This is a genomic window from Actinokineospora sp. PR83 (assembly GCF_021056305.1).
Lineage (GTDB): Bacteria > Actinomycetota > Actinomycetes > Mycobacteriales > Pseudonocardiaceae > Actinokineospora > Actinokineospora spheciospongiae.
Genome location: NZ_JAJCXD010000154.1, coordinates 752 through 1,165 on the forward strand (window position 1 = coordinate 752; position 414 = coordinate 1,165).

At 57.0% G+C, this 414-nt stretch carries 1 rRNA gene; it reads left to right on the top strand.

Annotation, left to right across the window (positions count from 1 at the left end):
- Nucleotides 1-296: 296 nt before the first annotated feature.
- A 23S ribosomal RNA gene (locus L6E12_RS34190) occupies nt 297-414 on the top strand; the annotation flags it as partial.

The window sequence follows — 414 nt, forward strand, 5'->3', positions numbered from 1 at the left end:
CGCTCATATGCTGTGGAACTACTGGACGAGCTGATGCTCATCGGCGCCGCACATGGTGCAAGTACTGCTTCCTCGGAAGCGTGGAACGCGGGTGTGCGGGGTTGATGATCAGAAGTGTGCCGGCACACTGTTGGGTCCTGAGACAACACCCCACTGGGGTTGTTGGACTCGGTTCCAGGACCAGGGCCGCGAGCAAACCGCGGGTTCATCGAAGGGTGGATCGGGTAGGTGTTCGTAGGGTGTCTTGGTTTTCTGGTTGGTGTTTGAGAACTGCACAGTGGATGCGAGCATCTTTGTAACAAGTTGTTAAGGGCATACGGTGGATGTCTAGGCATCAGGAGCCGATGAAGGACGTAGGAGGCTGCGATAAGCCTCGGGGAGCTGTCAACCGAGCTGTGATCCGAGGATGTCCGA